General features: G+C 47.3%; 29 protein-coding genes, 1 rRNA gene and 1 other annotated feature. Of the genes, 29 read left to right on the plus strand and 1 reads right to left on the minus strand.

All coding sequences use genetic code 11. The features are described 5' to 3' along the window. The first annotated feature begins 39 nt into the window (after nucleotides 1-39). From rrf to rsmI, 10 genes are all read left to right on the plus strand, one after another. Nucleotides 40-156 (plus strand): 5S ribosomal RNA (gene rrf, locus THEAE_RS0118695). Next, the gene (locus THEAE_RS23195) at nucleotides 148-306 is read left to right on the plus strand and encodes a hypothetical protein (protein ID WP_156920669.1); all 159 of its coding nucleotides are present in this window, start codon (nucleotides 148-150) and stop codon (nucleotides 304-306) included. Before rrf ends, THEAE_RS23195 begins: the two co-directional genes overlap by 9 nt. A 5-nt stretch (nucleotides 307-311) precedes the next feature. Continuing rightward, nucleotides 312-482, plus strand: a complete 171-nt coding sequence (locus tag THEAE_RS0118700) for a sigma factor G inhibitor Gin (protein WP_005588578.1) — start codon at nucleotides 312-314, stop codon at nucleotides 480-482. Between the two features lie 77 nt (nucleotides 483-559). Beyond that, the gene (locus THEAE_RS0118705) at nucleotides 560-1,951 is read left to right on the plus strand and encodes an aminotransferase class I/II-fold pyridoxal phosphate-dependent enzyme (protein ID WP_005588577.1); all 1,392 of its coding nucleotides are present in this window, start codon (nucleotides 560-562) and stop codon (nucleotides 1,949-1,951) included. A gap of 12 nt (nucleotides 1,952-1,963) precedes the next feature. After that, a complete protein-coding gene (locus THEAE_RS0118710) occupies nucleotides 1,964-2,293 on the plus strand; it encodes a cyclic-di-AMP receptor (protein WP_005588576.1) in 330 nt (109 codons plus the stop codon). A gap of 17 nt (nucleotides 2,294-2,310) precedes the next feature. Further along, a complete protein-coding gene (gene holB, locus THEAE_RS0118715; RefSeq protein WP_005588575.1) occupies nucleotides 2,311-3,279 on the plus strand; it encodes a DNA polymerase III subunit delta' in 969 nt (322 codons plus the stop codon). A gap of 10 nt (nucleotides 3,280-3,289) precedes the next feature. Beyond that, nucleotides 3,290-4,108 carry a PSP1 domain-containing protein gene (locus tag THEAE_RS0118720; protein ID WP_005588574.1) on the plus strand — a complete coding sequence of 273 codons (819 nt, stop codon included), beginning with the start codon at nucleotides 3,290-3,292 and terminating at the stop codon, nucleotides 4,106-4,108. 41 nt (nucleotides 4,109-4,149) lie between these two features. After that, on the plus strand, nucleotides 4,150-4,497 hold the full coding sequence (yabA, locus tag THEAE_RS0118725) for a DNA replication initiation control protein YabA (RefSeq protein ID WP_005588573.1): 348 nt from the start codon (nucleotides 4,150-4,152) through the stop codon (nucleotides 4,495-4,497). Between the two features lie 16 nt (nucleotides 4,498-4,513). After that, a complete protein-coding gene (locus tag THEAE_RS0118730) occupies nucleotides 4,514-5,287 on the plus strand; it encodes a tRNA1(Val) (adenine(37)-N6)-methyltransferase (RefSeq protein WP_005588572.1) in 774 nt (257 codons plus the stop codon). After that, entirely contained in the window at nucleotides 5,284-6,153 is an 870-nt protein-coding gene (rsmI, locus tag THEAE_RS0118735; protein ID WP_005588571.1) for a 16S rRNA (cytidine(1402)-2'-O)-methyltransferase, read from the plus strand. The genes THEAE_RS0118730 and rsmI overlap by 4 nt, the downstream gene beginning before the upstream one ends. A gap of 32 nt (nucleotides 6,154-6,185) precedes the next feature. Here the strand turns inward: rsmI and THEAE_RS0118740 are convergent, their stop codons facing one another. After that, nucleotides 6,186-6,452, minus strand: a complete 267-nt coding sequence (locus THEAE_RS0118740) for an AbrB/MazE/SpoVT family DNA-binding domain-containing protein (RefSeq protein WP_005588570.1) — start codon at nucleotides 6,450-6,452, stop codon at nucleotides 6,186-6,188. Nucleotides 6,453-6,796: 344 nt separating this feature from the next. Then, nucleotides 6,797-7,029: a binding site (T-box leader), on the plus strand. Nucleotides 7,030-7,140: 111 nt separating this feature from the next. Here THEAE_RS0118740 and metG point away from each other — a divergent pair. From metG to THEAE_RS21775, 19 genes are all read left to right on the plus strand, one after another. Continuing rightward, on the plus strand, nucleotides 7,141-9,222 hold the full coding sequence (metG, locus tag THEAE_RS0118755) for a methionine--tRNA ligase (RefSeq protein WP_028988474.1): 2,082 nt from the start codon (nucleotides 7,141-7,143) through the stop codon (nucleotides 9,220-9,222). A gap of 73 nt (nucleotides 9,223-9,295) precedes the next feature. Next, nucleotides 9,296-10,066, plus strand: coding sequence for a TatD family hydrolase (locus THEAE_RS0118760; RefSeq protein WP_028988475.1), 771 nt, complete (start codon nucleotides 9,296-9,298; stop codon nucleotides 10,064-10,066). A gap of 84 nt (nucleotides 10,067-10,150) precedes the next feature. After that, complete coding sequence (locus tag THEAE_RS21770) at nucleotides 10,151-11,173, plus strand: resuscitation-promoting factor (protein WP_005588567.1); 1,023 nt, start codon at nucleotides 10,151-10,153, stop codon at nucleotides 11,171-11,173. 118 nt (nucleotides 11,174-11,291) lie between these two features. Next, nucleotides 11,292-11,864: a ribonuclease M5 gene (gene rnmV / locus THEAE_RS0118770; RefSeq protein ID WP_245605590.1), complete on the plus strand. Its 573-nt coding sequence runs from the start codon at nucleotides 11,292-11,294 to the stop codon at nucleotides 11,862-11,864. Further along, a complete protein-coding gene (gene rsmA / locus THEAE_RS0118775) occupies nucleotides 11,854-12,753 on the plus strand; it encodes a 16S rRNA (adenine(1518)-N(6)/adenine(1519)-N(6))-dimethyltransferase RsmA (RefSeq protein WP_028988477.1) in 900 nt (299 codons plus the stop codon). Before rnmV ends, rsmA begins: the two co-directional genes overlap by 11 nt. A 67-nt stretch (nucleotides 12,754-12,820) precedes the next feature. Next, complete coding sequence (locus tag THEAE_RS0118780) at nucleotides 12,821-13,306, plus strand: ribonuclease H-like YkuK family protein (protein WP_005588565.1); 486 nt, start codon at nucleotides 12,821-12,823, stop codon at nucleotides 13,304-13,306. A gap of 105 nt (nucleotides 13,307-13,411) precedes the next feature. After that, nucleotides 13,412-14,236 carry a sporulation peptidase YabG gene (gene yabG / locus THEAE_RS0118785; protein ID WP_005588564.1) on the plus strand — a complete coding sequence of 275 codons (825 nt, stop codon included), beginning with the start codon at nucleotides 13,412-13,414 and terminating at the stop codon, nucleotides 14,234-14,236. A gap of 104 nt (nucleotides 14,237-14,340) precedes the next feature. Continuing rightward, nucleotides 14,341-14,610: a biofilm formation stimulator Veg gene (veg, locus tag THEAE_RS0118790; RefSeq protein ID WP_005588563.1), complete on the plus strand. Its 270-nt coding sequence runs from the start codon at nucleotides 14,341-14,343 to the stop codon at nucleotides 14,608-14,610. 195 nt (nucleotides 14,611-14,805) lie between these two features. Continuing rightward, the gene (locus THEAE_RS0118795) at nucleotides 14,806-14,985 is read left to right on the plus strand and encodes a small, acid-soluble spore protein, alpha/beta type (RefSeq protein WP_005588562.1); all 180 of its coding nucleotides are present in this window, start codon (nucleotides 14,806-14,808) and stop codon (nucleotides 14,983-14,985) included. 97 nt (nucleotides 14,986-15,082) lie between these two features. Then, on the plus strand, nucleotides 15,083-15,949 hold the full coding sequence (ispE, locus tag THEAE_RS0118800; RefSeq protein ID WP_039945551.1) for a 4-(cytidine 5'-diphospho)-2-C-methyl-D-erythritol kinase: 867 nt from the start codon (nucleotides 15,083-15,085) through the stop codon (nucleotides 15,947-15,949). Between the two features lie 59 nt (nucleotides 15,950-16,008). Then, entirely contained in the window at nucleotides 16,009-16,839 is an 831-nt protein-coding gene (purR, locus tag THEAE_RS0118805) for a pur operon repressor (protein WP_005588561.1), read from the plus strand. A 2-nt stretch (nucleotides 16,840-16,841) separates the two neighbouring features. After that, the gene (locus THEAE_RS0118810; RefSeq protein ID WP_005588560.1) at nucleotides 16,842-17,216 is read left to right on the plus strand and encodes a RidA family protein; all 375 of its coding nucleotides are present in this window, start codon (nucleotides 16,842-16,844) and stop codon (nucleotides 17,214-17,216) included. A gap of 93 nt (nucleotides 17,217-17,309) precedes the next feature. Beyond that, nucleotides 17,310-17,594 (plus strand): septation regulator SpoVG, encoded by a 285-nt coding sequence (spoVG, locus tag THEAE_RS0118815; RefSeq protein ID WP_005588559.1) that lies wholly within the window; start codon nucleotides 17,310-17,312, stop codon nucleotides 17,592-17,594. Between the two features lie 125 nt (nucleotides 17,595-17,719). Beyond that, nucleotides 17,720-19,105, plus strand: coding sequence for a bifunctional UDP-N-acetylglucosamine diphosphorylase/glucosamine-1-phosphate N-acetyltransferase GlmU (glmU, locus tag THEAE_RS0118820; protein WP_005588558.1), 1,386 nt, complete (start codon nucleotides 17,720-17,722; stop codon nucleotides 19,103-19,105). A 16-nt stretch (nucleotides 19,106-19,121) separates the two neighbouring features. Then, entirely contained in the window at nucleotides 19,122-20,072 is a 951-nt protein-coding gene (locus tag THEAE_RS0118825; protein WP_005588557.1) for a ribose-phosphate diphosphokinase, read from the plus strand. A gap of 89 nt (nucleotides 20,073-20,161) precedes the next feature. Continuing rightward, the gene (pth, locus tag THEAE_RS0118830) at nucleotides 20,162-20,731 is read left to right on the plus strand and encodes an aminoacyl-tRNA hydrolase (protein WP_005588556.1); all 570 of its coding nucleotides are present in this window, start codon (nucleotides 20,162-20,164) and stop codon (nucleotides 20,729-20,731) included. 56 nt (nucleotides 20,732-20,787) lie between these two features. Then, the gene (locus THEAE_RS0118835; RefSeq protein WP_028988480.1) at nucleotides 20,788-21,015 is read left to right on the plus strand and encodes an anti-sigma-F factor Fin; all 228 of its coding nucleotides are present in this window, start codon (nucleotides 20,788-20,790) and stop codon (nucleotides 21,013-21,015) included. A gap of 48 nt (nucleotides 21,016-21,063) precedes the next feature. Beyond that, complete coding sequence (gene mfd, locus THEAE_RS0118840) at nucleotides 21,064-24,597, plus strand: transcription-repair coupling factor (protein WP_005588555.1); 3,534 nt, start codon at nucleotides 21,064-21,066, stop codon at nucleotides 24,595-24,597. Further along, nucleotides 24,590-25,600, plus strand: a complete 1,011-nt coding sequence (locus THEAE_RS21775) for a peptidylprolyl isomerase (RefSeq protein ID WP_051430812.1) — start codon at nucleotides 24,590-24,592, stop codon at nucleotides 25,598-25,600. Before mfd ends, THEAE_RS21775 begins: the two co-directional genes overlap by 8 nt. Nucleotides 25,601-25,629: the final 29 nt, after the last annotated feature.

Raw genomic sequence — 25,629 nt, forward strand, 5'->3', positions numbered from 1 at the left:
GAAAGTTCCCGAAAGAAGCCGAAAGGCGAAAGAGAGAAGTCTGGTGACGATGGCGAAGAGGACACACCCGTACCCATCCCGAACACGGAAGTTAAGCTCTTCAGCGCCGAGGGTACTTGGGGGGCGACCCCCTGGGAGAGTAGGACGTTGCCAGGCCAATGGGAGAAAACCGACGGTCAGCTTGTAAAAACGAGCGAACCCGTCGGTTTTTTATATGGGAAAGAACATGCACCTTCTCTTTTTTATCATAATATATGTATAAAGCAAGTAGAAACCGTCAAGGCTGGTAAAAAAAGAAGGATGTGAATAGAATGCCTCGATGTATCATCTGTGACACGGAGAAAGAAGAAGGAATAGATATTTGGAAGAGTTTTATCTGCAACGAATGTGAACAGGAGATGGTAAGGACGGAAGTAAGCGATCACCGGTATAACGACTTTATCCACAAATTAAAGAAAATTTGGTTAAAGCAAGATGCGTAAAAGAGGCAAAAAAAAAGGCCTCTTTTTTTAAATTTCTGTTATACTAAATACAATATAGATTTTATTCAGGAGTTGTTATGATCTCTCAGAGTCGTGCACCTCTATATGAAGCGTTGCTTAAAATGAAAGAACAGATATCCTTCCATGTTCCAGGCCATAAGCAAGGAAATTTCTTTGATCGCGAGGGGATAAAGGATTTCGGCGGGATCCTCTACTTAGATCAAACGGAATTACCTGGGCTCGATGATCTCCATCATGCGGAGTCCGTCATTAAGGAAGCGGAGGAACTGGCTCGGGATGCCTTTGGTGCGGGTGGGACGAAATTCCTCGTCGGAGGGACCACCGCAGGAATCCTCGCTTTACTCCTCGGGGTAAAAGCTGAAACGATCGGGGTCCAAAGGGATTCACACAAATCCGTCTTTAACGGGCTAAAATTGGCTAGGAAAAAAGGGCTGCTCCTACCACCGGTTATCGATGATTTATCCCTATTACCCAAAGGAGTGAACATAAAAATACTTCTTTCACTTCTAGCAGATCATAAGATGAATGCCCTTTTTCTTACAAGCCCGAATTATTACGGCTATGCGACCTCCCTTCATGAAGTTGTCTTTGCAGCCCATAAAGAGGGGATCCCCCTCATGGTGGATGAGGCCCATGGTGCTCACTTCAAGTTTCATTCTTCTTTTCCGCCTACCGCACTGCAACAAGGGGCCGATGCGGTGGTTCAGTCGATTCATAAGACCTTGCCGGCGATGACGATGGCCTCTATGATTCATTGGCAGGGTAAGAGAATCGGCTGGAAAGGGGTAAAAGAATGGCTTTCCGCTATTCAATCAAGCAGTCCTTCCTATCCTCTCCTAGCCTCTCTGGATCTGGCACGGAGGCACTTGGTCCTCTACGGAGAGGAAGCATTCGAAAGAGCCATGAAAGAGATGAGGAGACTTAGGGAGCGGTTAAAAAGTCTCCCATGGCTACAGGTTGTGGAAAACGATGACCCTCTCCGGCTGGTTCTCCTCCTCCCTGAAGGTTGGGGTCAGCGACTGAAGGAACATTTGGAATCGCTCCGAATCTTTCTGGAAATGGTTACTCCTTATCATCTGGTTTTTGTCTTTACCCCAGGAAATACCGCAGAAGATTACGATAAGTTGTGGAGAGCGTTAACCTCTTTCTCCCTACCTAGCCTGAAAGCTCGTTTTCCCAAGCAGATCCCCTACCCCATGGAGATCTGGGGGAAAGAAAAAGTGATCGCCTTTGACTCCCTGCCCAGGGAGAAAAGAAAAATATCACTAGAGGAAGCCGTCGGGAAAAGAGCTGGAGAGATGATTATTCCATATCCGCCGGGAATTCCCCTTCTTCTTGAAGGGGAAACGGTAGAGAAAGAAGCGATGGAGTGGCTTTTCGCATGGAGAAGAGAAGGGAATTCCGTCTATGGGGTTTATGATGACCAAATTTACATTTATGATGAATAGGAGGTATCATGGATGAAAATGATTATTGCTGTGGTGCAGGATCAAGATAGCAACAAATTGGCCAATGCGCTGGTAAAGGAAAATTTTCGGGCGACAAAGCTTGCCAGCACGGGAGGCTTTCTTAAGGCGGGGAATACCACGTTTTTGATCGGTGTACAGGATCACGAAGTGGAGACCGTTCTTCAAGTGATTCAAAAGAGTTGCAAGTCCAGGGAGCAGATGATCTCTCCTGTTTCCCCCATCGGAGGGACGGCCGAATCTTACGTCCCTTATCCGATTGAGGTACAAGTGGGAGGAGCAACCGTTTTTGTGCTTAATATCGAAGAGTATCGTCATTTTTAAAGGAAGAAGAAGGAATTATGTGGAAAGATCTCATCTATCAAAAGAAAATAGCGGGGATTTTACAAAAAGCTGTTGCAGGGGGGAGGATTTCCCACTCCTACCTATTCATGGGATCCAAGGGATCTGGGAAAGGGGAGCTGGCTCTTCAATTGGCGAAATCCCTTCTTTGTCTTCAAGGCGGAAACGGGGATAGCTGTGATACGTGCAGATCATGTAAAAGAATTGAATCAGGGAATCATTCGGATGTTTACCAGGTTCTGCCGGATGGCGGTTCCATCAAGTTGGAACAAATCCGTCTCCTTCAGGAGGAATTTAGCCGAAAAACAGTGGAATCCCCCCGAAAGATCTATATCATTCACCAAGCAGAAAGCATGACCAAGGAAGCGCAGAATCGTCTTTTAAAATTTTTAGAAGAGCCGACAGGAAGCATCGTAGCCATCCTTCTAACAGAAAGACCTCAGCAGCTCCTTCCCACCATTCATTCCAGGTGCCAAACCTTCCATTTGTTGGACAAACCCTGGAAGGAGATCGCCATGCAGGTGGAGAAAGAAGGAGTAGGAGTGGGGGAAGCCCGGGTTGCCGCCCTTATCGCAGGAAATCAGGAAGAAGCTTTAAATCTTTGTCACAAGGAATCATTTGCAGAACTTCGTCAAAGAGTGATAAAATTTTATCAAAGGAATTGGGAGGACCGTGGAAAAGTCCTTACCTCATTTCATGAAGAATTCCTCCTTAGTGAATTATTAAAAGATGAAATTCCTATATTTTTTGACTTAACTTTAATATGGCACAGGGATGCGCTTCAGCTCGCGTTGGGAAGGACGGATGAAGTGGCTAACCTGGATTGTTTAACTCAATTGAATGATTGGGTTAAATCCTTCAGTTTGATGGACTTGGAACGTCGAATCATGAATATATTAAATGGGAGATGGGCGTATGAATCATCCCATTCCCTCTTTGCATTGGAACAGATGATCCTGCAGATGTAGGAGGAGAAGGATGTACGAAGTAATCGGTGTTCGCTTTAAAAAAGCGGGTAAAATATATTATTTTGATCCGGGTGAATGGCCCGTCGAAAAAGAAGACGGAGTCATCGTTGAAACCGCTCGGGGAATTGAGTATGGCAAAGTGGTTATTGGAAGAAAAATGGTGGGGGAAGAAGATGTCGTTCTTCCGTTAAAACCGGTGATTCGTATCGCCAATGAAGAGGATATCCAGGTGGTCGAGAAGAATCAGGAATTGGCGAAAGAAGCTTTTACGATTTGTCAAGAGAAGATAAAAGCCCATCAATTGCCTATGAAACTGATTGATGTAGAATATACCTATGATCGGAATAAAATTATCTTTTATTTTACCGCTGACGGAAGAGTAGATTTTCGGGAACTGGTAAAGGATCTGGCAGCGGTTTTTCGTACCAGGATCGAACTTAGACAGATTGGTGTTAGGGATCAGGCAAAAATGCTAAGCGGCATCGGCCCTTGTGGCCGAGTCCTCTGCTGCTCCTCTTTCTTAGGCGATTTTGAACCGGTATCGATAAAAATGGCAAAGGATCAAAATTTATCTTTAAACCCAGCAAAGATCTCAGGACTTTGCGGTAGATTGATGTGTTGCCTGAAGTATGAGAACGACAATTATGAATCGGCCAAAGAATCACTCCCCGATATCGGCGAAGAAGTGATCACCCCCTCGGGAACGGGGAGGGTGGTAGCACTGAACCTGTTAGATAAATGGGTACAAGTAGAGATTTATGATTTAAACCGGGTGTTGCAATTCTCTCTGGATGAAGTCCTCGATTTTATGGCGAAAAATTTGCAGTAAAAGAGATCAATTATGATCCGTATGGGGATTGAGGTGAAAAAGTGGAGAGGAAGGATCTTTTTGCTGAAGTAGAATCCATGGAGGAAAATATTGGCCGTTTATATGAACAATTGGGCCAATTAAAAAGACAGCTTAAAACACTCCTAGAAGATCATTATAAACTCTCACTGGAAAATCACAATCTCAGGGAAAGGTTACAAGAACGTGGGGAGAAAGGGGATCTTAAGGAGGGAAAAACCAATCCGATCGGAGAAGGGGTGGATAACTTGGGCCGCCTTTATTACGAAGGCTTCCATATTTGCAACCAATATTATGGAAGTATGCGGCAAGAGGGGGATTGCCTGTTCTGCCTCTCTTTTTTGAATAAACGGTTAGGGGGTAAGGAGTAAAGGAGGAAAGAGGTTTATGGAGATTCACCCAGGGGAGCGGCTTGACCTTATCTCCAAATCGGGGCTAAAAATCATTCAGAGCAAAGAGGTTTTTTCCTTTTCTATCGACGCAATACTATTGGCTCATTTTGCCAATGTTCCCAAGAAAGGGCGGATCATTGACTTGTGCACTGGGACAGGAGTGATTCCTCTTCTCATCAGCCAAAAGACGGAGGGCGAAATCTACGGCGTAGAGATTCAAGAACGCCTGTGGGATATGGCGGAACGAAGCAGAAAGATTAACCAACTGGAGAAGAGGGTTTCCTTTATCCTGGGGGATATTAGAGATATGCCGGCTCGTTTCGGAGATGGGAGGTTTGATTACCTCACTTGTAATCCACCCTACATTCCAAAGGGAACGGCTGATCAGAATGTGAATCTCCATGTTGCCATTGCGAGGCATGAACTTCTCAGCACCTTAGAGGATGTGATCCGTACCTCTAGTCGGCTTGTCCGATCCGGGGGAAGAGTAGCTTATGTCTTTCGTTCCTCTCGTCTCGTAGATCTTCTCGCCCTTATGCGTACCTACCGCATTGAGCCGAAGCTTCTCCGCCTTGTCCATCCGAGACCGGGGAGAGAGGCGAATCTGGTTTTGGTTGAGGGAATCCGGGATGGGGGAAAGGAGATGAAGATTCTGCCTCCGTTATTCGTGCATGATGAGAAGGGGGAATATACGGAGGAAATGAGAAGAATTTACGAAGGGATTCCTCCTGCCACGGGGATAGCCGAGAATAAGGAGCAAGCAAAGTGAAGAGAGTTAAAAGTTTTGCGACGGAACAGGGGGGCGTCCTCTATCTGGTTGGAACCCCCATCGGTAATCTTCAGGATATGACCGAACGGGCGATTCATACATTAAAAGAGGTTGATTTCATCGCAGCGGAGGATACGCGTGTCACACGAAAACTCCTTTCTCATTTCGATATACATACTCCCCTCATCAGTTACCATCAACACAGCAGCAAAGGAAGAATGGAAGAGCTGATCAAACAACTTAAGGAAGGAAAGCAGATCGCCTTGGTAAGTGACGCCGGTTTACCCGGCATCTCCGATCCAGGCCAAGAGCTGGTGGAGGCGGCTGTGCGGGAGGAGATTCGGGTCATTCCAATCCCGGGAGTAAACGCAGCCATCAGTGCCCTCATCGCCTCCGGTCTTCCCACCCAGCCCTTTTTGTTCATCGGATTTCTCCCAAGAAACAGAAAAGAAAGGATAGAGGAACTGGAACGATGGAAGGAGGCAAAGGCCACCCTCCTCTTCTACGAATCTCCCCACCGTGTTAAGAGTACTCTTAAAGATATGACAGAGATTTTAGGAGACCGGAAGGCCGTTTTAGCCAGGGAGCTGACAAAAAGGCATGAGGAGTGGATCCGGGGTAGCCTGACTCAAATATCTTCTTGGTTGGATGGGGAGGAAATCAAAGGGGAGATCACCCTGGTGGTGGAAGGGTCGGCCGAGGAAGAATCCTCGGAGAAAATAAACTGGTGGGATGGGATAAGTATTAAGGAACATGTGGAAATCTGGGTGCAAAGGGGGATGGATCGTAAGCAAGCCATCCTCACCGTGGCGAAGGAGAGAAAGATCTCAAAAAGAGAAGTATATCAAGCGATTCATGTGAAATAATCCCACCTGCCCGAAGACAGGTGGGATGTTCATTAGCGGGTAACCGCTTTTTTATCTTCTTCTACCAATGCTTCAATGCAGTGGTGGCAGATCACTTTGCCGTGGTAGTAAGTCAGCTGTTCTGCATTACCGCAGAAGATACAAGCAGGCTCATACTTTTTAAGGATGATCTTTTCTCCGTCAACATAGATCTCTAAAGCATCCTTTTCTGCGATACCCAAGGTACGGCGCAACTCAATCGGGATCACAACGCGGCCCAGTTCATCTACTTTACGAACAATCCCCGTAGATTTAATCATAAATGTACCCTCTCCTTACGTTCTCTTTGTATCAATTTTCGACAACCTTGTACATTTTGTATGATACCAAGCATTCCCATAAAAGTCAATAACATTTGCAGGAAAAAAATTGTAAATATTGCAGGAACTTTAATAACACGTACACCTTCGAGGCTTCTCTTCACGTGCAAATTGGGAATGATAAAAATTTCCACTTCGCCTTTATTCTCTCTTTTTTGAGGAAATAGGGGGAGAGAAAAATGGATATAATTTCCTTAAATTAAGGAAATACAGAGAACGAATGGAAGAATACTCTTGACACATGGGACTCTTTTTTGTATAATTTTAACAATCTAGTGCAAAGAAGAAAAACGATGAAGGGAAGAGTAGCCATGATCTTGCTTTCAAAGAGAGCCGGGAGGGTGGAAACCGGCAAAGCCGTCATGGTGAAAATGGCCCCAGATGTTGCTCCCACGAAGAGGAGAGTAGGGGGAGACGTATCCGGCGTTATCGGACGGCATGAAGAGGAATGAAGTCCCTTTGCCCATGGGGAAAGGGAGAAGTTGGGTGGTACCGCGGGATCGAACTCGCCCCAAGCAAGGGGTGGGTTTTTTCTTTTGTTGTTTTTAAGATTAGGATTTCCCCGGTTGGTAAAAGAATTTCAGGGGATTCGATTACAAGCAAGATGATCCAAGAGGAGGAAGATGAAATGAAACCTGCTTTTTACATCACATCGCCGATTTATTATCCCAGTTCAACCCTTCACATCGGCAATGCTTACACGACGATCGCCGCCGATGCCATGGCCCGTTACAAGCGGCTGAAGGGGTTTGATGTGTTTTATCTAACAGGGACGGACGAACATGGCCAGAAACTGCAGCGGAAAGCGGAAGGAGCCGGAAAAAAACCGCTGGAGTACATTGATCCGATCGTGGATTGGATTAAAGATCTTTGGAGGCAGCTAGATATCAGCTATGACGATTTTATCCGAACCTCTGAAGAAAGGCATGAAGAGGTCGTTCAGGAGATTTTTCGGAAATTAATGGATCAAGGAGATATCTACCTGGGGGAATATGAGGGCTACTACTGCGTGGAATGTGAAGCCTTTTGGACCCCTTTCCAGGCGAAGAAGGGGGATGAGTATCTCTGCCCGGATTGTGGACGTCCCGTCTCTTTGGTAAAAGAAGAGAGTTATTTCTTCCGACTTTCCAAATATCAGGATCAACTTCTTCATTACATTGAAACACATCCGGAATTTATCCAGCCGGAATCGAGAAGAAACGAGATGATTCAAAATTTCCTAAAACCGGGTTTAGAAGATCTCTCCGTATCCCGTACCAGTTTCGATTGGGGGATTCCGGTTCCGGGCAATCCGAATCATGTCATTTATGTCTGGATTGATGCCCTCTCCAATTACATTACCGCCATCGGATACGGCAGGGATGAGGAGAAATTCTCCCGCTATTGGCCTGCGGATATTCATTTAATCGGAAAGGATATTCTCCGTTTCCACACCATCTACTGGCCCATCTTGCTGATGGCGTTAGGCCTTCCCCTTCCGAAAAGGGTATTTGGCCATGGTTGGCTGCTGATGCCGGATGGGAAGATGTCCAAATCGAAGGGGAATGCGATTGACCCTAAATTTTTAATTGGCCGCTACGGTTCCGATGCGATCCGTTATTACCTGTTGCGGGAAATCGCATTTGGTCAAGATGGGATATTTACACCGGAAGCCTTTATCCAGCGTTGCAATTATGACTTGGCCAACGACTTGGGGAATCTGGTCAGCAGAACGTTGGCGATGATTGAGAAATATTTCGACGGGAAGATTCCCCATGCCCGCCAGCGGGAGGAAGGAGACGAAAAGCTGATCTCATTGGCCATGGCCACCAAAGGGAAAGTGGAGGACCATATGGAAAAGCTTTTATTTGGTCAAGCGTTGGCGGAGATCTGGGCATTGATTCGGCAAACGAATCGCTATATTGACGATAATGCACCTTGGGCTTTGGCCCGGGAGGAAAAGAACCATCCAAGGCTCGGCACCGTTCTCTACCATTTAGCGGAGAGCATCCGCATTATTTCCATTCTGATTCAGCCTTTTCTGACGAAGACTCCCGCCAAGATCTGGGAACAGCTGGGGTTTAGGTCGGGAGAGGAAGGTTTATCCTGGGAGGATGCGGGCCGGTGGGGCTTGCTTCCCGAAGGGCAAAGGGTGTATAAAGGAGAAGCCCTCTTTCCCCGCCTCGACATAACGGCTGAAATTGCTGCGATTGACGAATACACCGCCGAAGCAAAACGAAAAGCGGAGGAAAACAAAAGACTTCAGGAGGCACGGGAAGGAAAAGAGAAAATCGAGTTGCGAGATGGCAAAGAACCGGTTGGGAAGGAACCGAGAAGTAGGATGGACGAAGAAAAGAAAGCCACGGAGGATAAGGGGATTGAAGCGAAAAAAATGAAAAAAGAAAATGGTTTGATCAATATTGATGAATTTGCAAAAGTGGAACTGCGGGTGGCGGAAGTGATAGAAGCAGATCGAATTCCGGGGGCCGATCGATTATTAAAGTTAATCCTTGATCTTGGCACGGAAAAAAGGCAAGTGGTCTCCGGCATTGCCGAGTATTACAAACCGGAGGAGCTGATCGGATTGAAGCTGATTCTCGTGGCAAACTTAAAGCCGGTCAAGCTAAGGGGGGTCGACTCTTACGGAATGATCTTGGCGGCTAAAGAAGGGGATACGCTGAAGGTGGCCACCCTTCCGAAGGAAATACCCAACGGCACCCTTGTGAAATGAAGGATGGATTGGACAGTTTTATTCAATGGTCAACGATGCCAATTCATTAAAAACGGAGGGAAACGATCCCGAAATGCTATTTGATACCCATGCCCACTTAAATGCGGAAGAATTCGACCAGGACCGGGAAGAAGTGCTGAGGAAAGCGAAAGAAGCAGGGGTAGATCGAATTTTGAATATCGGTTATAACCGTGATTCGATTCCTTCTTCCTTGCAATTAGCGGAGAAATATGATTATATTTATTCTACGGTCGGTTGGCATCCCCAAGATGCCCATGATTTTGCAGAGAGAGATTTGGCATGGCTCGGGGAACTTACGCAACACCCTAAAGTTGTGGCGATCGGAGAGATTGGCCTCGATTATTACTGGGATACCTCACCCCGCGAGGTCCAGCAAAAGGTCTTTCGCGCTCAGATCGCCTTGGCGAAGGAGAGAAAACTCCCCATCGTCATTCATGACCGGGATGCACATGAGGATCTTTTGCGCATCCTGAAAGAGGAAAAGGCAGATGAAGTTGGTGGAATTATGCACGCCTTTTCCGGCAGCATTGAGATGGCTAAAGAATGCATTCGCTTAGGATTTTATATCTCCTTCGGTGGCCCTATTACCTTTAAAAATGCCGTCCGACCGAAAGAAGTGGCGAAAATGATCCCCTTAGAATGGATCTTAATCGAAACCGATTCGCCCTACTTAACTCCCCATCCCTACCGGGGAAAACGCAATGAGTCGGGCTATGTCCGACTCGTTGCGGAGAAATTGGCGGAATTAAGAGGTTTAACGGTGGAGGAGATCGAGGAGATCACCTATCGCAATGCCGTTAATGCATTACATCTAAAGGAGTGAGACACCAAGAGAAGAGTCTCTTTTTTCCGTCATACCATGGTTTTTAAAAACGAACGGGTCACCGTGGTATGATGAGGTGAATCAATGAAAAAAATTATTTTGCCAACCCTTTTTTTCTTCAGCTTGTCCAGCACCCTCTCTTTTGGGGTGAGCCTCGATCGCTCCAAACCGGTTACACTCTACACCGAGACTCAGGTGCGGAAAGTGGTAACCACCGCGAGTACGGTGGGGGAACTTCTTCGGCAGGAAGGGATTACGATACATCCCGAGGATTTCGTGTTTCCCACACCGGACACGCCGGTCCGTAAAAACCTGAAAGTGATGGTGCGGAAAGCGAAACAGGTAATGGTGAAATTACCTGGAGTGGGGGAGAGAAAGGTTTGGACCACCGCCCAAACGGTGGGAGGGCTCTTAGAAATCATGGGGGTTCATCCAGATGAAGAGGATCAGGTAACTCCCCGGAGAAATACTCCGATCATCCCAGGCTTAAAGGTGGAGGTCGTGGATGTTTCTTTCCGGACCATCGCAGCGACAGAGAGGATGATGTTCCAGACGAAAGTAAAAGAGACCGCCGCTTTAGCAAAGGGAGAGAAGAGAGTGTCCATCGCCGGAATCCCAGGAGAGGCGAAAGTGACCTATAAAGCGAGGTATCACGACGGGAAACTCGTGGATCTTATCCCTATGCAAAAGGAAGTGGTACGAGAGCCGAAGGACCAAGTGGTCCTCTCCGGGACGGCGCAACCGGTTTCTCTAGGAGGATATGCTTTTAGCCCGAGGAAAATCTTAACCAATGTGAAGCTAACCGCTTACGGTCCGGGGGAAGAGCATACAGGTAAAAATCCGGGGGATCCGGGGTATGGCATCACCCGTTCAGGCTTGCCTGCCAGGGAAGGGAGAACCGTAGCCGTAGACCCCGATCTGATTCCGCTTGGGTGGTGGATTTACATTGAAGGATTTGGCCTGTACCGTGCGGAAGACACGGGGAGTGCCGTGAAAGGAAAGAAGATCGATATCTTCTTTGCCGATGATCAAAAGGCTGAAGGCTTTGGTTTGAAGCGGGGATATACGGTTTATGTCATTGGACCGGAAAAACCAACGGCCAGATAGGGGAACTTCAGGTTCCCTTTTTTCTTTATCAAACGGAAGCAATATGTAAAATGGTTGTAAAAAATCAAAGAGAATCATGTAAAATCATGTATAATAAGAGATTGGAGAAGGCGTAAGCATGGCGGAAGAGAAAGAAATGATTCAGGAAATGATCGTGGTGGAAGGGAAAAATGATACGGCCGCAGTGAAAAGAGCCGTAAACGCGGATACGATCGAAACGGGAGGGGCTTTCGTTTCGGAATCCGTTCTATTGCGAATCCGACGTGCGCAGAAAGTAAGGGGGGTGATTCTCCTCACCGACCCCGATCATGCTGGGGAAACGATTCGGAAACGAATCAGCCGGGAAATCCCGGGGGTAAAGCATGCCTTCATATCCAAGGAAGAGGGATGGAAAGAAGGAGACATCGGCGTAGAAAATGCATCTCCTGAAACGATCCGTAAAGCACTTTCTCATCTCCGCACAGAACAGGAGGGGGGGATAGAACCCGTTTCCTGGGAAGAACTGATTGATTTAGGCTTGGTTGGAAGCAAGCGCTCCTCTATGCTTAGAGGAAAAGTGGGGGAGATCCTGGGGATTGGGTATGCGAATGGCAAGCAGTTTCATATGCGCCTCCGCGTTTTCTCCATTTCCCGGGAGGAGTTTCTCGACGCATATGAGAAGGCGCTGAGGGGGGAGCGGGATGGGAAATGAGGAAAGGATAACCTGGAAAACCGGCGAGATTTTAAAAAAATATGGGGTCTCCCTAAGAAAGAGCTTAGGACAAAACTTTCTCATCGATCCGAATATGGTGAAAAAAATCGCCGAATCCGCCCATTTGGAGTCAGAGGATGGAGTGATTGAGATCGGACCGGGGGTGGGCGTACTAACGGCGGAACTCGCGAAGAGGGCAAAAAAGGTCGTCGCTGTGGAGATCGATGGTCGGCTCATTCCGATTCTGTCGGATATCTTTAGAGACTGGAAAAGCATCCGGATCATCCATGGGGACATCTTAAAAATAAATCTCCATGAAATCACCTCTTTCCTTCTTCAGGAGACGAAGAGGGTGCATGTAGTTGCAAATCTTCCTTATTATGTAACAACGCCTATCTTGATGCGCCTTCTCGAAGATAAACTTCCTCTTACCTCCATCGTGGTGATGGTACAAAGGGAGGTAGCCGACCGTATCGCAGCCGAACCTGGTGGAAAGGAGTATGGAGCCCTCTCCATTGCATGCCAATATTTTGCCAAGGTGGAAAAGGTGCTGCAGGTTCCTAAAGAAGTGTTCTATCCGAAACCGGAGGTGGACTCCACGGTGATTCGCCTAATGCTCTACGCGTTCCCTCCCGTTCGCGTGGAGGAAGAAAACCTTTTCTTCCAAGTGGTTAGGGCCTCTTTTGCTAACCGCCGTAAAACCCTCTTCAATAATTTGCGCAGCGCCTTTCCCGAATTGGAACAAAATCTCTCATCTCTCCTCTCAGAAGGAGGGATAGACCCCAAGCGTCGGGGTGAGACTCTTACCATCCAAGAATTTTCCACACTTTCCAATTTAATTTGGAGAGAAAGGGTTAAAAAAAGGGGTGAAAAACTCCTTTACGAATAGATCATATGATAAAGTATAAGAGACGGCTTCAATTGTAACAACCCCATTTATAAAAGGAGGAAGAAAGATGTATTTTATTAGCCCCACATACGGCAGGCTTACGTTTCAAGAAGTGATATCTTTCACGGAATCCTTTATTCATGAAGATCCGAATAGCTCATATAAATTGGTGATCGGTACCGATTCCCAGACGACGGCGAAGGAAACGATTTTGGTTACCGCACTGATCATACATCGCATTGGGAAAGGAGCCCGATTTTTCTTCAACCGAAAAAGGGAAAAACCGATTTTCGACTTAAGGAACCGGATATATCATGAGACTGCCCGCAGCTTGGCGGTGATCCAACAAATTGAAAAAGATAATTTGTTGAAACAATTGGTAGATCTTCCGGTAGAAATCCATATTGATATCGGTCAAAGGGGAGAGACCCGGGCAATGATTCAAGAAGTGGTAGGGTGGGTAACTTCCGTAGGGTATGTGGTGAAAATTAAACCTTATTCCTATGGAGCAAGTTCCGTCGCCGACCGCCTCACCAAATCATCCCATCGGTAGCTCCCTTTTTTCTTCCCTTCTCATTCCACCATGCCTCATCCCCTTCTCCCGTTCACCATCCGGTCTATGCCTACATAGGATAGAGGATAGATGGGAGGGAGATCCATGAAGAAAGGGATCAAAGTAGGGAATGTGGTTGTCCGAAAATCGTATGGAAAGGATATCCTCTTTCGCGTCATTTTTATCCAACACGAGGATAATATGGCTGTACTAAAGGGAATCGATTGGAGGCTGATCGCAGACTCCCCTTTAGACGACCTGGAAGTAGTCAAAGAGGAAGAAGACTCCGTACCTTACAGGGATGCGAATCGGAACGGAGGGCAAATCAAACCGGTTCAGTATATGAAACCCCCGAATCGACCGGGGCAAGCTTATCATGCATATCCCGGAAAAGTTCTGCACATGGACGGGGATGCCCGATATTTAGCCCTCTGCATGGGAGAATATGAACGGCTGGGGATTCCTGCTGTGGGAGTTCATATGGAAGAGCGGGAGATCCCACGGGCGGTTTTATCTCTGCTGACAAAATATCAACCCGATATATTGGTCATTACCGGACATGATTCCTACCGCAATCGGGAGAGGGGGGAAAAGGATCTTAAATCTTACCGTAACTCCCATCACTTCATGGAGGCAGTGAGACGAGCCCGGACGGAATATGAACGGCATAAGGATAATCTCATCATTTTCGCCGGGGCCTGTCAATCTTATTATGAAGGGATGATGGATTCCGGTGCCAATTTCGCCAGTTCTCCGGGAAGGGTAAATATTCATGCGTTAGATCCGGTACGGGTGGTGGAGAAGATTTCCTATACATCAATTCGTGAGACGGTCCCATTGCTGGATGCCATTCAGTTTACAAAGGCGGGAAATGAAGGGATCGGGGGGATTGAAACAAGGGGCACGATGAGGCTGGCGATGCCGGATTAATATTTTTTAATTGACAGAGGAGATTTTATCCTGCTATAATTATCATTTTATTTGACATACTATATATCACGTGATATAATACATAATGTGAGGTGATACATCCGATGGGAAGAAATGCCTTAACGGATATTAAACATCTGTTAGAAGGGTACGTCGGACAGCGGATCATGCTAAAGGCGAACGGGGGCCGTCGAAAAACCATTGAGCGGTCGGGTGTTTTAGAGGAGACATATCCTTCTGTTTTTATTGTTAAATTGGACGAGCAAGAGCCTTTTAAGCGAGTTTCCTACAGTTATGCCGATATCCTAACGGAGACCGTAGAACTCACGGTGCTAACGGGTAAGGAATCGGTCAGAATCACCTACGCACCATAGCGCAAAAGTACTTCCTTTAAAACAGTAAGACAATGTCTTACTGTTTTTTAACTTCTCTCCGAAAAGGGATGGGATTACCCGAGAACCCCCCACCTCTAAGCGTGAGCGTAGGTGGTGGGAGAATGTCACTGTTTCTTCTGAGCCATACTATAGGCAGATGCCCGATCAGCGGGCATTGGAAAGGAGGGAGGAAACATGGGACGAAGAAGGGGAATGATGTCCCGGGCATTGAAGGAGGAATTAGCCAAAGACCTCGGGTTTTATGATACCGTAAAGGATAAGGGGTGGGGGGGAATTACCACCCGGGATGCCGGAAATATGGTAAAACGGGCCATTCAAATTGCGGAGGAAAATTTACGAAAACAAGGGAACTGAGAGCCGGGGTGGTCCACCTGGCTCTTTTTTTGCGAAGATAAAAGTGGTAAAATAGGGAAACCTAAGCGTCTAGGAGGATACGGATTTGGAAGAAGTGATGGTGACAGCACCGGCAAAAATTAACCTTACGCTCGATGTGCTCGGGAAAAGAGAGGATGGATATCATGAGGTAAAGATGGTCATGACCACCATTGATCTTTCGGACCGGTTAACCTTAATGAAAGCTAGGGATGGGGGAATTTACGTAGCCTCTTCCGCAGGTGCCATCCCCACCGATGAGCGAAACTTGGCACACCAGGCGGCCCTTCTTCTGAAAAGGGAGTTTCAAGTAAAAGAAGGGGTACGAATATACATCGAAAAGAACATTCCGGTAGCGGCAGGCCTGGCCGGGGGGTCCAGCGATGCGGCCGCTGCCCTGAAAGGGCTGAACCAACTTTGGAATTTAGGTCTAAATTTTGAACAATTAGCTCAAGTAGGAGCCCGTCTCGGCTCCGATGTCCCTTTTGTCCTTTATGGCGGGACTTCGCTGGCCACCGGCAGAGGTGAGGTGCTGACGCCGCTCCCTTCGCCACCTCCTTCCTGGGTGGTGTTGGCCAAGCCTCCGATCGGTGTATCCACCTCGGAGGTCTATGGAAAACTTCGTTTGGATCAGATTAAAGAGCGGCCGGATCATGAGAGAATGCTTAGGGCCCTCGCCGAGAAGGATTTTTCAGGGGTGGTCGCCTCGATGGGAAATGTATTGGAGACGGTCACCTTCACCCTTTATCCGGAAGTAAAAAAACTAAAAGAAAGGATGATTCGTTTCGGCGGAGAAGGGGTTCTCATGTCGGGGAGCGGCCCTACGATCTATACCCTTGTTCGGCACGAATCGAGGGCTTTTAGGGTGTATAATGCCCTTCGAGGCTTTTGCAAAGAGGTTTATATGGTGCGCCTAACAGGAAGAAGAGAAATAGGTGTTGCGTAAACACGTATATTCTGATATATTTCTCTGTGAATATTCGGTTTTTATAGGGAGCAGGGCGAATGATGAAGAGAAAGAGAAGTGCCCGCATGGTAGATATGACCAGAAGGCTTCTGGAGAATCCTCATCGACTTTTCTCATTGACGGAATTTGTAGGGGAATATGGAGCGGCCAAATCTTCCATCAGTGAAGATTTGAGCATCATTAAAGAAGTTCTGGAGGAGGAAGGGGCAGGTTTACTTCAATCCCGGGCGGGGGCGGCAGGTGGAGTCCTCTATATCCCTTACATGCCTGTTGCAGAAGCGAGGAAGAAAATCAACGCATTACTTGAGAAACTGCAAGATCCGGGGAGGATCTTGCCGGGTGGGTATCTCTACATCTCCGATCTGTTGGGAAATCCGAGACTGATCCATGAATTAGGGAAAATGATCGCCTCTTATTACCGGAATGAACCCATTGATGTGGTGATGACCGTGGAAACGAAGGGAATCCCCCTGGCTTACGCCTGTGCCCATCATTTAAATGTCCCGGTCGTGATCGTTCGCAGGGATTCACAAATTACGGAGGGTTCCCTCGTAACACTTAACTATGTTTCCGGCTCAACCAAAAGGATCCAGACTATGTCGTTAAGCCGCAGAATGTTGCCGGAGAAATCAAGAGTCCTTATCGTCGATGATTTTATGAGGGCAGGGGGAACCGTTCGGGGAATGAAAGAGCTGTTGCAGGAATTTAAAGCGGAATTGGTGGGAGTAAGCATATTTGTGGAGGGAATGGCAGAAGGAGAGAAAGTGGTAGACCGGTATCTTTCCCTCATCCGCTTGGTTCGCATCGATGATAAAACAAAGAAGATCGAAGTTGAGCTGGGTAACTATTTCCAAACGAAGGAGTGGTAAATATGGAAATCATTTTTACGGACGCAGCGCCGAAAGCGATCGGTCCATACTCCCAAGCCGTACTGGCCGAAGGGATGCTCTTTACCTCCGGACAGATTCCTCTAAATGAAAAAGGGGAGATCGTCCAGGGAGGGATTGAAGCGCAGACGAGACAGGTGTTGGAAAATCTGACGGCGATTCTTAAAGCGGCGGGATTTTCACTTGAAAATGTGGTGAAAACAACCCTCTATTTAAAAAATATGGAGGACTTCGGCAAAGTGAATCAGGTTTATGCTTCATACTTTTCCGAACATAAGCCGGCCCGGACTACGATAGAAGTCTCCCGCTTACCAAAGGATGCCCTCATCGAGATCGATCTGATCGCCACAAAAAAATAAAATAGGAATTTTGCGCCATAAAGAAGGATTTTCAGAATTTCATGTGGAATTAAAAAAAAGGCGTAAATGTGCAGGTAAGGTGGTGAGAATTCAATGGAGATTACTGACGTCAGACTCCGACCTGTCCAAAGCGAGGGTCGCATGAAGGCGATTGCCTCAATTACCATTGATAACGAATTCGTTGTTCATGATATTCGCGTCATCGATGGGAATAATGGACTTTTTGTTGCGATGCCGAGCAAAAGGACGCCGGATGGTGAATTTCGTGATATTGCCCATCCGATCTCATCAGCAACCCGTGAAAAAATTCAAAATGCCGTACTGAAGGTGTATGAGCAGGCGGTAGAACAACAATCGTTTGTAGAAGAGGGAGCATAAAAGGGAGTGGGGGCGCAGGACGTCCCCTTTTTTTTGTTGATCTTAAGTTCTATCGTCCCACTGCTTGAAAAAAAGGTTCGCTTTCGTTATAGTCAATGTGGTATTCTTGATAGGGGGGGCGAATCATGAACGGAGAGCGGTATGCCATCGTATTGGCAGCAGGGAAGGGGACGCGGATGAAGTCTTCTCTGCACAAAGTGCTGCATCCCATCGGAGGAAAGCCGATGGTTGAACATATTTTTTCAACGTTAGAACAAGTGGGTGTGAATCAGATTTATTTGGTGGTAGGTCATGATGCCGATGCGGTGGTTGAGAGGGTAGGGGGCAGGGCGATTCCCGTGCTTCAAGGGGAGCAATTGGGGACCGCCCATGCGGTGTTGCAGACGGAGTCCTTTTTAAGGGAAAAGGAAGGAATTACCTTGGTCATTAACGGAGATACTCCACTTGTTACGGCGGAGACGATGAAAGGGCTTCTCTCCCGTCACCAAGAGACGGGGGCCGCAGCCACCCTTCTGACGACAAAACTAGATCGGCCAACCGGGTATGGACGGATCCTCTACGATGAGATGGGAAATGTTGCGAAGATTGTCGAGGAGAAAGAGGCAACCCCTGCGGAGAAGATGATTCAGGAAGTAAATGTCGGCCTTTATACCTTTCATACGAAGTTTTTATTCGATGCCGTCAAAAAAATTGGAAACAAGAATCAGCAAGGGGAGTATTACCTGACCGATATTTTCCCCATCCTTCAGGAAATGGGACAAAAGATTTCGGCATATCGGACGGAAAATCAACAAGAAACGATAAGCATTAATGACCGCATCGCATTAAGCGAAGCGGAGAGAATCTTGAGAAAGAGGATTAATGAAACACACATGAAGGAAGGGGTAACTCTCCAGGATCCGGAGAGAACCTATATTGATGCGGATGTAAGGATCGGAAGGGATACGGTGATCTTGGCAGGTACTCATCTGCGGGGCAATACCAGGATCGGCGAAGGCTGTATCATTGGTCCGGATGTTGAGATCACCGATTCCATCATCGGAGACGAGGTAACCATTTCCCATTCCGTTCTCATAGAGAGTAGAGTAGAGGAAAAGACGACCATCGGCCCTTTTGCCTATCTGAGGCCCAACTCTAAGATCGGGAAGAAGGTAAAAATTGGAGATTTTGTGGAAATTAAAAACTCCAGCGTTGGAGATGGAGCGAAGGTTCCCCATCTTACGTATGTAGGAGATGCAGAGATCGGTGCCCGAGTAAACATGAGCTGTGGGAGCATCACGGTCAATTATGATGGGGTTCATAAGCATAAAACGGTGGTCGAAGAGGATGCATTCATCGGATGCAATGTGAACCTTGTTGCCCCTGTCACCGTGGGGAAAGGAGCTTTTATCGCAGCCGGTTCAACCATCACCGATCCTGTTCCCCCTGGAGCGTTGGCGGTTGCTCGGCAAAGGCAAGTAAATAAAGAAAATTACGTGGCAAAGCTCATGGCTAAAAAGAAGGGCGAATGACTGGAGGAAATATGCGATGCCGAATTACCGCGATTCAAAGTTAAAGGTTTTTTCCGGGAACTCCAACCCCGCTCTGGCGAAAGAGATTGTCGAACATATCGGGCTTCCTTTAGGAAATGCAGAAATCACCAGCTTTAGCGATGGGGAGATTCAGGTAAAATTAAATGAGAGCGTCCGGGGAGCCGATGTCTTTGTTATTCAATCGACCTGCCATCCGGTGAACGACAACCTGATGGAAATCCTCATTATCTTGGATGCTCTGAAACGGGCTTCGGCCAAAAGCATCAACGTAGTGATCCCATATTACGGGTATGCTCGCCAAGATCGAAAGGCACGAGCCAGGGATCCGATCACTGCGAAACTGGTGGCCAACCTAATCGAAACGGCCGGAGCAAACCGTATCATCGTGATGGATCTCCATGCGACACAAATCCAGGGTTTCTTCGATATCCCTGTGGATCATCTGCTGGGTATTCCCATCCTAGCCAAATACTTTATCGAGAAGGGACTTAAGGATGTGGTGGTGGTATCTCCTGATCATGGTGGAGTAACCCGGGCGCGGAAATTGGCGGAACGATTGCAAGCACCGATTGCCATTATCGATAAACGGCGTCCTGAACCAAATGTAGCGCAAGTGATGAATATTGTAGGGAATATCGAGGGGAAAACCTGTATTCTGGTCGACGACATCATCGACACCGCAGGGACCCTAACCCTTGGCGCCGAGGCATTGATGAAGAACGGAGCCAAGGAGGTATATGCTTCCTGCACCCATCCCGTCCTATCCGGCCCTGCGATAGAGAGAATTCGGAATTCCAAGATCAAAGAGGTTATCGTCACCAATACCATCCCCATTCCCGCGGAAAGGATGCTGCCGAATCTTAAGGTACTCTCCGTTGCCCCACTTATCGCCGAAGCGATTATTCGGGTGCACGAGGAATTGTCCGTAAGCAAACTTTTCGATTAACAGGGTGAAGATGCGTTCCTCTTTTTTGTATCCAAAAAAAAACAAAGCGAAAAGCCTTTAGGTGCGATGATGGAAAGGACTCATGGTTTATGAAATGGATCGTTGGCTTAGGGAATCCAGGAGAGGAATATGAGAAGACGCGGCATAATATTGGCTTTCAGGTAGTGGATCTGCTGGCTAAGGAGTGGTCCATTCCCATGCGAGCCTCTAAATGGCAAGCGCTCATCGGTGAGGCGAAGAAAGAGGGTGAACGGATTCTCCTTACGAAGCCGTTAACCTACATGAACCGATCAGGGGATGCGGTCCGGAAGATTATGGATTGGTATAAACTCTCTTGTGATGATCTCCTTGTCATCTATGATGATTTGGATCTGCCTGTGGGGAATTTACGCCTTCGGGAGAAGGGAAGTGCAGGGGGCCATAACGGCATGAAGTCCATTATTCAACAATTGGGAACCGAACAATTTAAACGGATTCGCGTCGGAATTGGTCACCCCCCCGCCGGAGCTTCGGTGCCGGAGTACGTTCTCTCTCCTTTTGAAAAAGAGGAGAAGGAAAAGGTGGATGCGGGGATAAAGCTTGCCGCTCAGGCGGCAAATGCTTGGCTTAGTCTCCCTTTTCCCCAAGTGATGAATCGGTTTAACCGAAAAAGTGAATAATTGTTTTTCCTCCTGGAGAGAATAAAAAGAGATTCTCTCACAATGGGGGGGCATGAATGACCGTCCGGTACAAATGCAGAAGCTGTAAAACCGTCATGGCGGAGTTTCCTGAGGAGAGTTTAGAAATATCCCTTCATTTGGGGGCCTTAAGCCCTGAGGAGAGGGCCGAAAAGGTTATCGAGGATGAGGAAGGGAACAAAACCGTATATCTATTATGCGAGTATTGCCAAGAGGCTATCTTAAACCATCCGGAACTCTCCCTCTTATCCAGCCCGCTTCAATAAGATCGATGCAAGGATGAAAACCTTCTTTAGGCAAAGGGATGGGAAGTAATGTTAAGAAGTTTCACAGAATTATTAAGGATGAATGCAGAGTTCCAGACGCTATGGGACGGGATGAAGCGGGGAATGAAGGAGCAATTGGTAACCGGGCTCTCAGGCTCGTCCCGTCAGGTTTTTGCAGGGGCGTTGGTTACACTTTTAGACAGAAAAGCGGTTTTCATTACGCATAATAATTATCAGGCGCAGAAAGTTTACGAGGATTTAGCCGAACTGCTCGGAGAGGAGCAGGTTCTATTTTTTCCGGCAGAGGAGATTCATCTAATCGACTATAGAGCGGCCAGCCCCGAGATCCGAAGTGCCCGTATAAGGGCTTTAAATCTATTATGTAGCGAAAATTCTATTAAGTTGGTGGTTACCCCGTACTTGGGGTTAACGTCGTTTCTTACCCCCCCTGCGATTTGGAAGGAGGGGCTATTAACCGTTAGAAGGGGAGATCAACTTCCCCTTGAAACGGTCATTAAATCATTGCTTCTTTTTGGCTATGAAAGAGTAGAGGAGATTGAAAATCGAGGCCAATTTGCGCAAAGGGGAGGGATTGTCGATCTATTTCCTTTGGATGCGGCGGAGCCGATTCGTATCGAGTGGTTTGATGAAGAGGTGGATTCGATCCGCTATTTTCGCCTGGAAGATCAACGATCGACCCGAATGGCAACGGAGGTGAGGATCAGTCCTGCCTATGAAACTTACCTTCCTGAGAATAAATATCGGGAAACCTACCTTAGAGTGGAAGAAAAATTGAACGCAGAATTAGAGAAACTTCATGATAAGGAGAGGAAAGAAGCTCTTTCCTCCAGGGTATTGGAGGATTTGTCTCACTTTAGGGAGGGAAGCTATTTTAAGGGGATAGAGCGGTATCTCGCCCTCATTTATGATAAGCCGGCCACGCTCTTGGATTATTTGGGTGAAGATGCTTTTCTCCTCTTTGATGAGCCTTCCAGGATCACGGAAGTGGCTGAACAGTATGAGCATGAAGAGGCAGAGTGGGTCACAGGGGAAATAGAAAAGGGACGGCTCATCCCCGGCGTTCCCCTTTCGTATTCCTATGAGGAGGCGATGGGCGGAGCCAGGCAGAAGATTTATCTCTCTCTTTTTATCCGGCAGGTGAAAAAAGGGAAACCTCAGAATATTGTAAGTTTCCTCTCCCGCAGCATGCAGGAGTTCCACGGTCAGCTTCACCTCCTAAAATCGGAGCTATCCCGTTGGCTTAAACAGGGATATCCTATTCTCTTCCTTGCTGCGGATGAAGAAAGGGCGGAGCGGTTGGCGCGAGTTCTTAAGGATTACAAGATGGAGGTCGATCTCTATCGGGAGCTTCCCTTTCCCTTACCGGTTCGTCCGATGATTTACATTTCCTCCCTGCAGAGCGGTTTTGAATGGATTACCCTTAAAATCGCGGTGGTGACGGAAAAAGAGGTGTTCCACCAGCGGGCAGCCAAAAAGAGAAAAGGCGAGAAGATGGAAGATGCGGAACGAATCCGTTCCTATCTCGATCTAAAGGTGGGCGATTATGTGGTTCATGTGAATCACGGAATCGGTCGCTTCATGGGGGTAGAGACGCTTACCATCGACGGGATTCATAAGGATTATCTTCACATCAAGTATGCAGGAAACGATAAACTCTTTGTCCCTGTGGAACAACTTGACCTCATCCAAAAATATCTCGCTTCGGATGAGCATGAACCGAAGATTTACAGCCTCGGAGGAAACGAGTGGAAGAGGGTCAAAAACAAGGTAAAAAGCTCCGTCAAAGACATCGCCGAGGACCTTTTAAAACTCTATGCGAAAAGAGAAGCGGCAAAAGGATACGCCTTCAGCCCGGATACCCCGTACCAACGGGAATTTGAAGCCATGTTCCCTTATCAGGAGACGGAAGATCAACTTAAAGCGATTCAGGAAATTAAGCGGGATATGGAGAAGCCTAGACCGATGGACCGCCTCCTGTGCGGGGATGTGGGTTACGGCAAGACCGAAGTAGCCATACGGGCCGCATTTAAAGCCGTATTGGACGGGAAACAAGTGGCCGTGCTCGTACCAACGACCATATTGGCCCAGCAACACTATGAAACCTTTAAAGAGCGTTTCGCCGATTTTGCGGTAAAGATTGGCGTGTTAAGCCGCTTTCGCACCCGAAGTGAACAAAACGAGATCATAAAGGAGTTAAGAAACGGCACATTGGATATCGTGATCGGCACGCACCGCCTCTTATCGAAAGATGTGACCTTTAAAGATCTGGGACTCCTGATCGTAGATGAAGAGCAACGGTTTGGGGTGACCCATAAAGAGCGAATCAAGCAATTGAAAGAGAATGTAGATGTTCTAACCTTAACGGCCACCCCCATACCCCGAACCCTGCATATGTCGCTCATCGGGGTCAGGGACCTTAGTCTGATCGAAACGCCTCCTGAGAACCGTTTTCCTGTCCAGACCTATGTGCTGGAATATTCCCCTAGTGTTGTGAAAGAAGCCATCGAACGGGAGCTGGCCAGGGATGGGCAGGTCTTCTTCCTGTATAACTATGTGCAGGGAATTTATAAGATGGCGGAACAGATCTCAGCCCTTGTCCCGGATGCCCGGGTCGCTGTTGCCCACGGTCAAATGCCTGAACATGAGCTGGAGACGGTGATGCTCGACTTTTTAGATCGGAACTACGATGTCCTCGTTTCTACATCGATCATTGAGACGGGGGTCGATATTCCCAATGTAAATACCCTGATCATTTATGACGCGGACCACATGGGGCTTTCCCAACTCTACCAATTGCGGGGAAGGGTGGGCCGGTCAAACCGCATTGCTTATGCATATTTTACCTATCAAAAAGGGAAGGTACTCAATGAGGCGGCGGAGAAACGTTTAGAGGCCATCAAAGAATTTACCGAATTGGGTTCCGGATTTAAAATCGCCATGCGGGATCTGGCGATTCGAGGCGCAGGCAACCTCCTCGGAGCGGAACAACATGGGTTTATCAATTCGGTCGGTTTTGACCTGTATAATCAAATGTTGAAAGAAGCGATCTCCGAACTGAAGGGAGAGGTGGTGGAGGAACATTTCGAGCCGGAAATTGTATTACCCCTAGATGCTTATCTTCCCGAAGCATATATTGGCAACGTAAACCAGAAAATTGCCGTTTATAAACGCTTTAGCGGTGTACGAACCTTAAAAGAATGGGAAGATCTTCGGGACGAACTCATCGATCGATTTGGTGACCCGCCCGCCCCTGTAGAGCGGCTCCTCCTTCTCACGAAAGTTAAAACGTATGCCTATTCTTTCCGGATCAAAAGGATCTACTATGAAAATGGTCAGATTAAAGTAGAATTTAATCCCGAGGGATTCCTTCCTGATGTGAAACTCCTCTATCAAGTTACAACAGGTTTTAAAGAACGGATTGGATTCTCCTCTGGACAAGGAATAGGAATAACTGTTAAAGTAAAAGAATCAGCGATCGAAGAAGGGCTCCGCATCGTTGAGCAAATTTTAACAAAGCTTGCAGAAGCTGAAGACTTGAAAGGAGTAAGCTCCCATGCCTAAATTCATGAAGCAGCGCTTGATTCTGATTTTACTTTTGGCGGTTACAATAGGGATCCTGGCTGGATGCGGAGGGGGTCAAGCCAATAAAGACCAAAATAACCAAAATAAAGGAAGTTTCGATTTGGGAATGAAATCCGACGATATCGTGGCAACCTATAAAGGAGGAAGCGTTACAGCCGGGGAATTTGAACAATATCTTTCCTTTTTAGGCGTGATGAATCCACAGGATACGACACTGAAAGATCCTACCACCTGGCCTGACATCCTAGATGCCTACGTAGGCCAAAAAATCTTGGCTGCCCGGGCCACGGAGAAGGGGATAAAACCTAACCAGACGGAGATCGATCAATACCTTTCGCAACAGAAAGGGGCGATAACGCAGAACTTAAAGGGAGAAGATTACAACCAGTACCTAGCTAGGCAGGGGCTGAACGAAGGGAAAATGAAGGAATTCCTCACCCAATTTAACCTGATTGATCAGTACCTCCTCACCTCCAAAAGTGATGAAGAACTTAAAAAGATTTATGATCAGGACAAAGATTCCTACACCATCGCTTCTGTCCGCCATATTCTCATTACCACCGAAAAGAGGAAGGATGACGAGGCCAAAAAATTGGCCCAGGATTTGGCGGACCGGATTCGGAAGGGGGAAGATTTTGCCGCTCTGGCGAACCAGTACTCTGAGGATCCCGGAAATACCAATCAGGATGGGACCAAGAATGGGGGGTTATACGAGAATACCCCTGTGGCAAATTGGGTAGAACCTTTTAAGAAGGCCGCCTTGGAACTCCCCTTGAATCAGGTGAGCGATCCGGTCAAGACCGATTATGGCTACCATGTGATGCGGGTAGAAAAAAGAGAAGTACAACCCTTTGATCAGGTGAAGCAGGAGATTGCAGGTCAACAGGCCTATCTTGCGTACATGAACTTTATGTCCCAGGAACTGCCCAAACTAATCGAAAAGAAGAATTTACCTGCGAAAACGGAAAGCCAGAAAAAGTGACGGAGAATAGGAACGCCTCTTCCGCAAAT

The organism is Thermicanus aegyptius DSM 12793 (assembly GCF_000510645.1).
GTDB classification, from domain to species: domain Bacteria; phylum Bacillota; class Bacilli; order Thermicanales; family Thermicanaceae; genus Thermicanus; species Thermicanus aegyptius.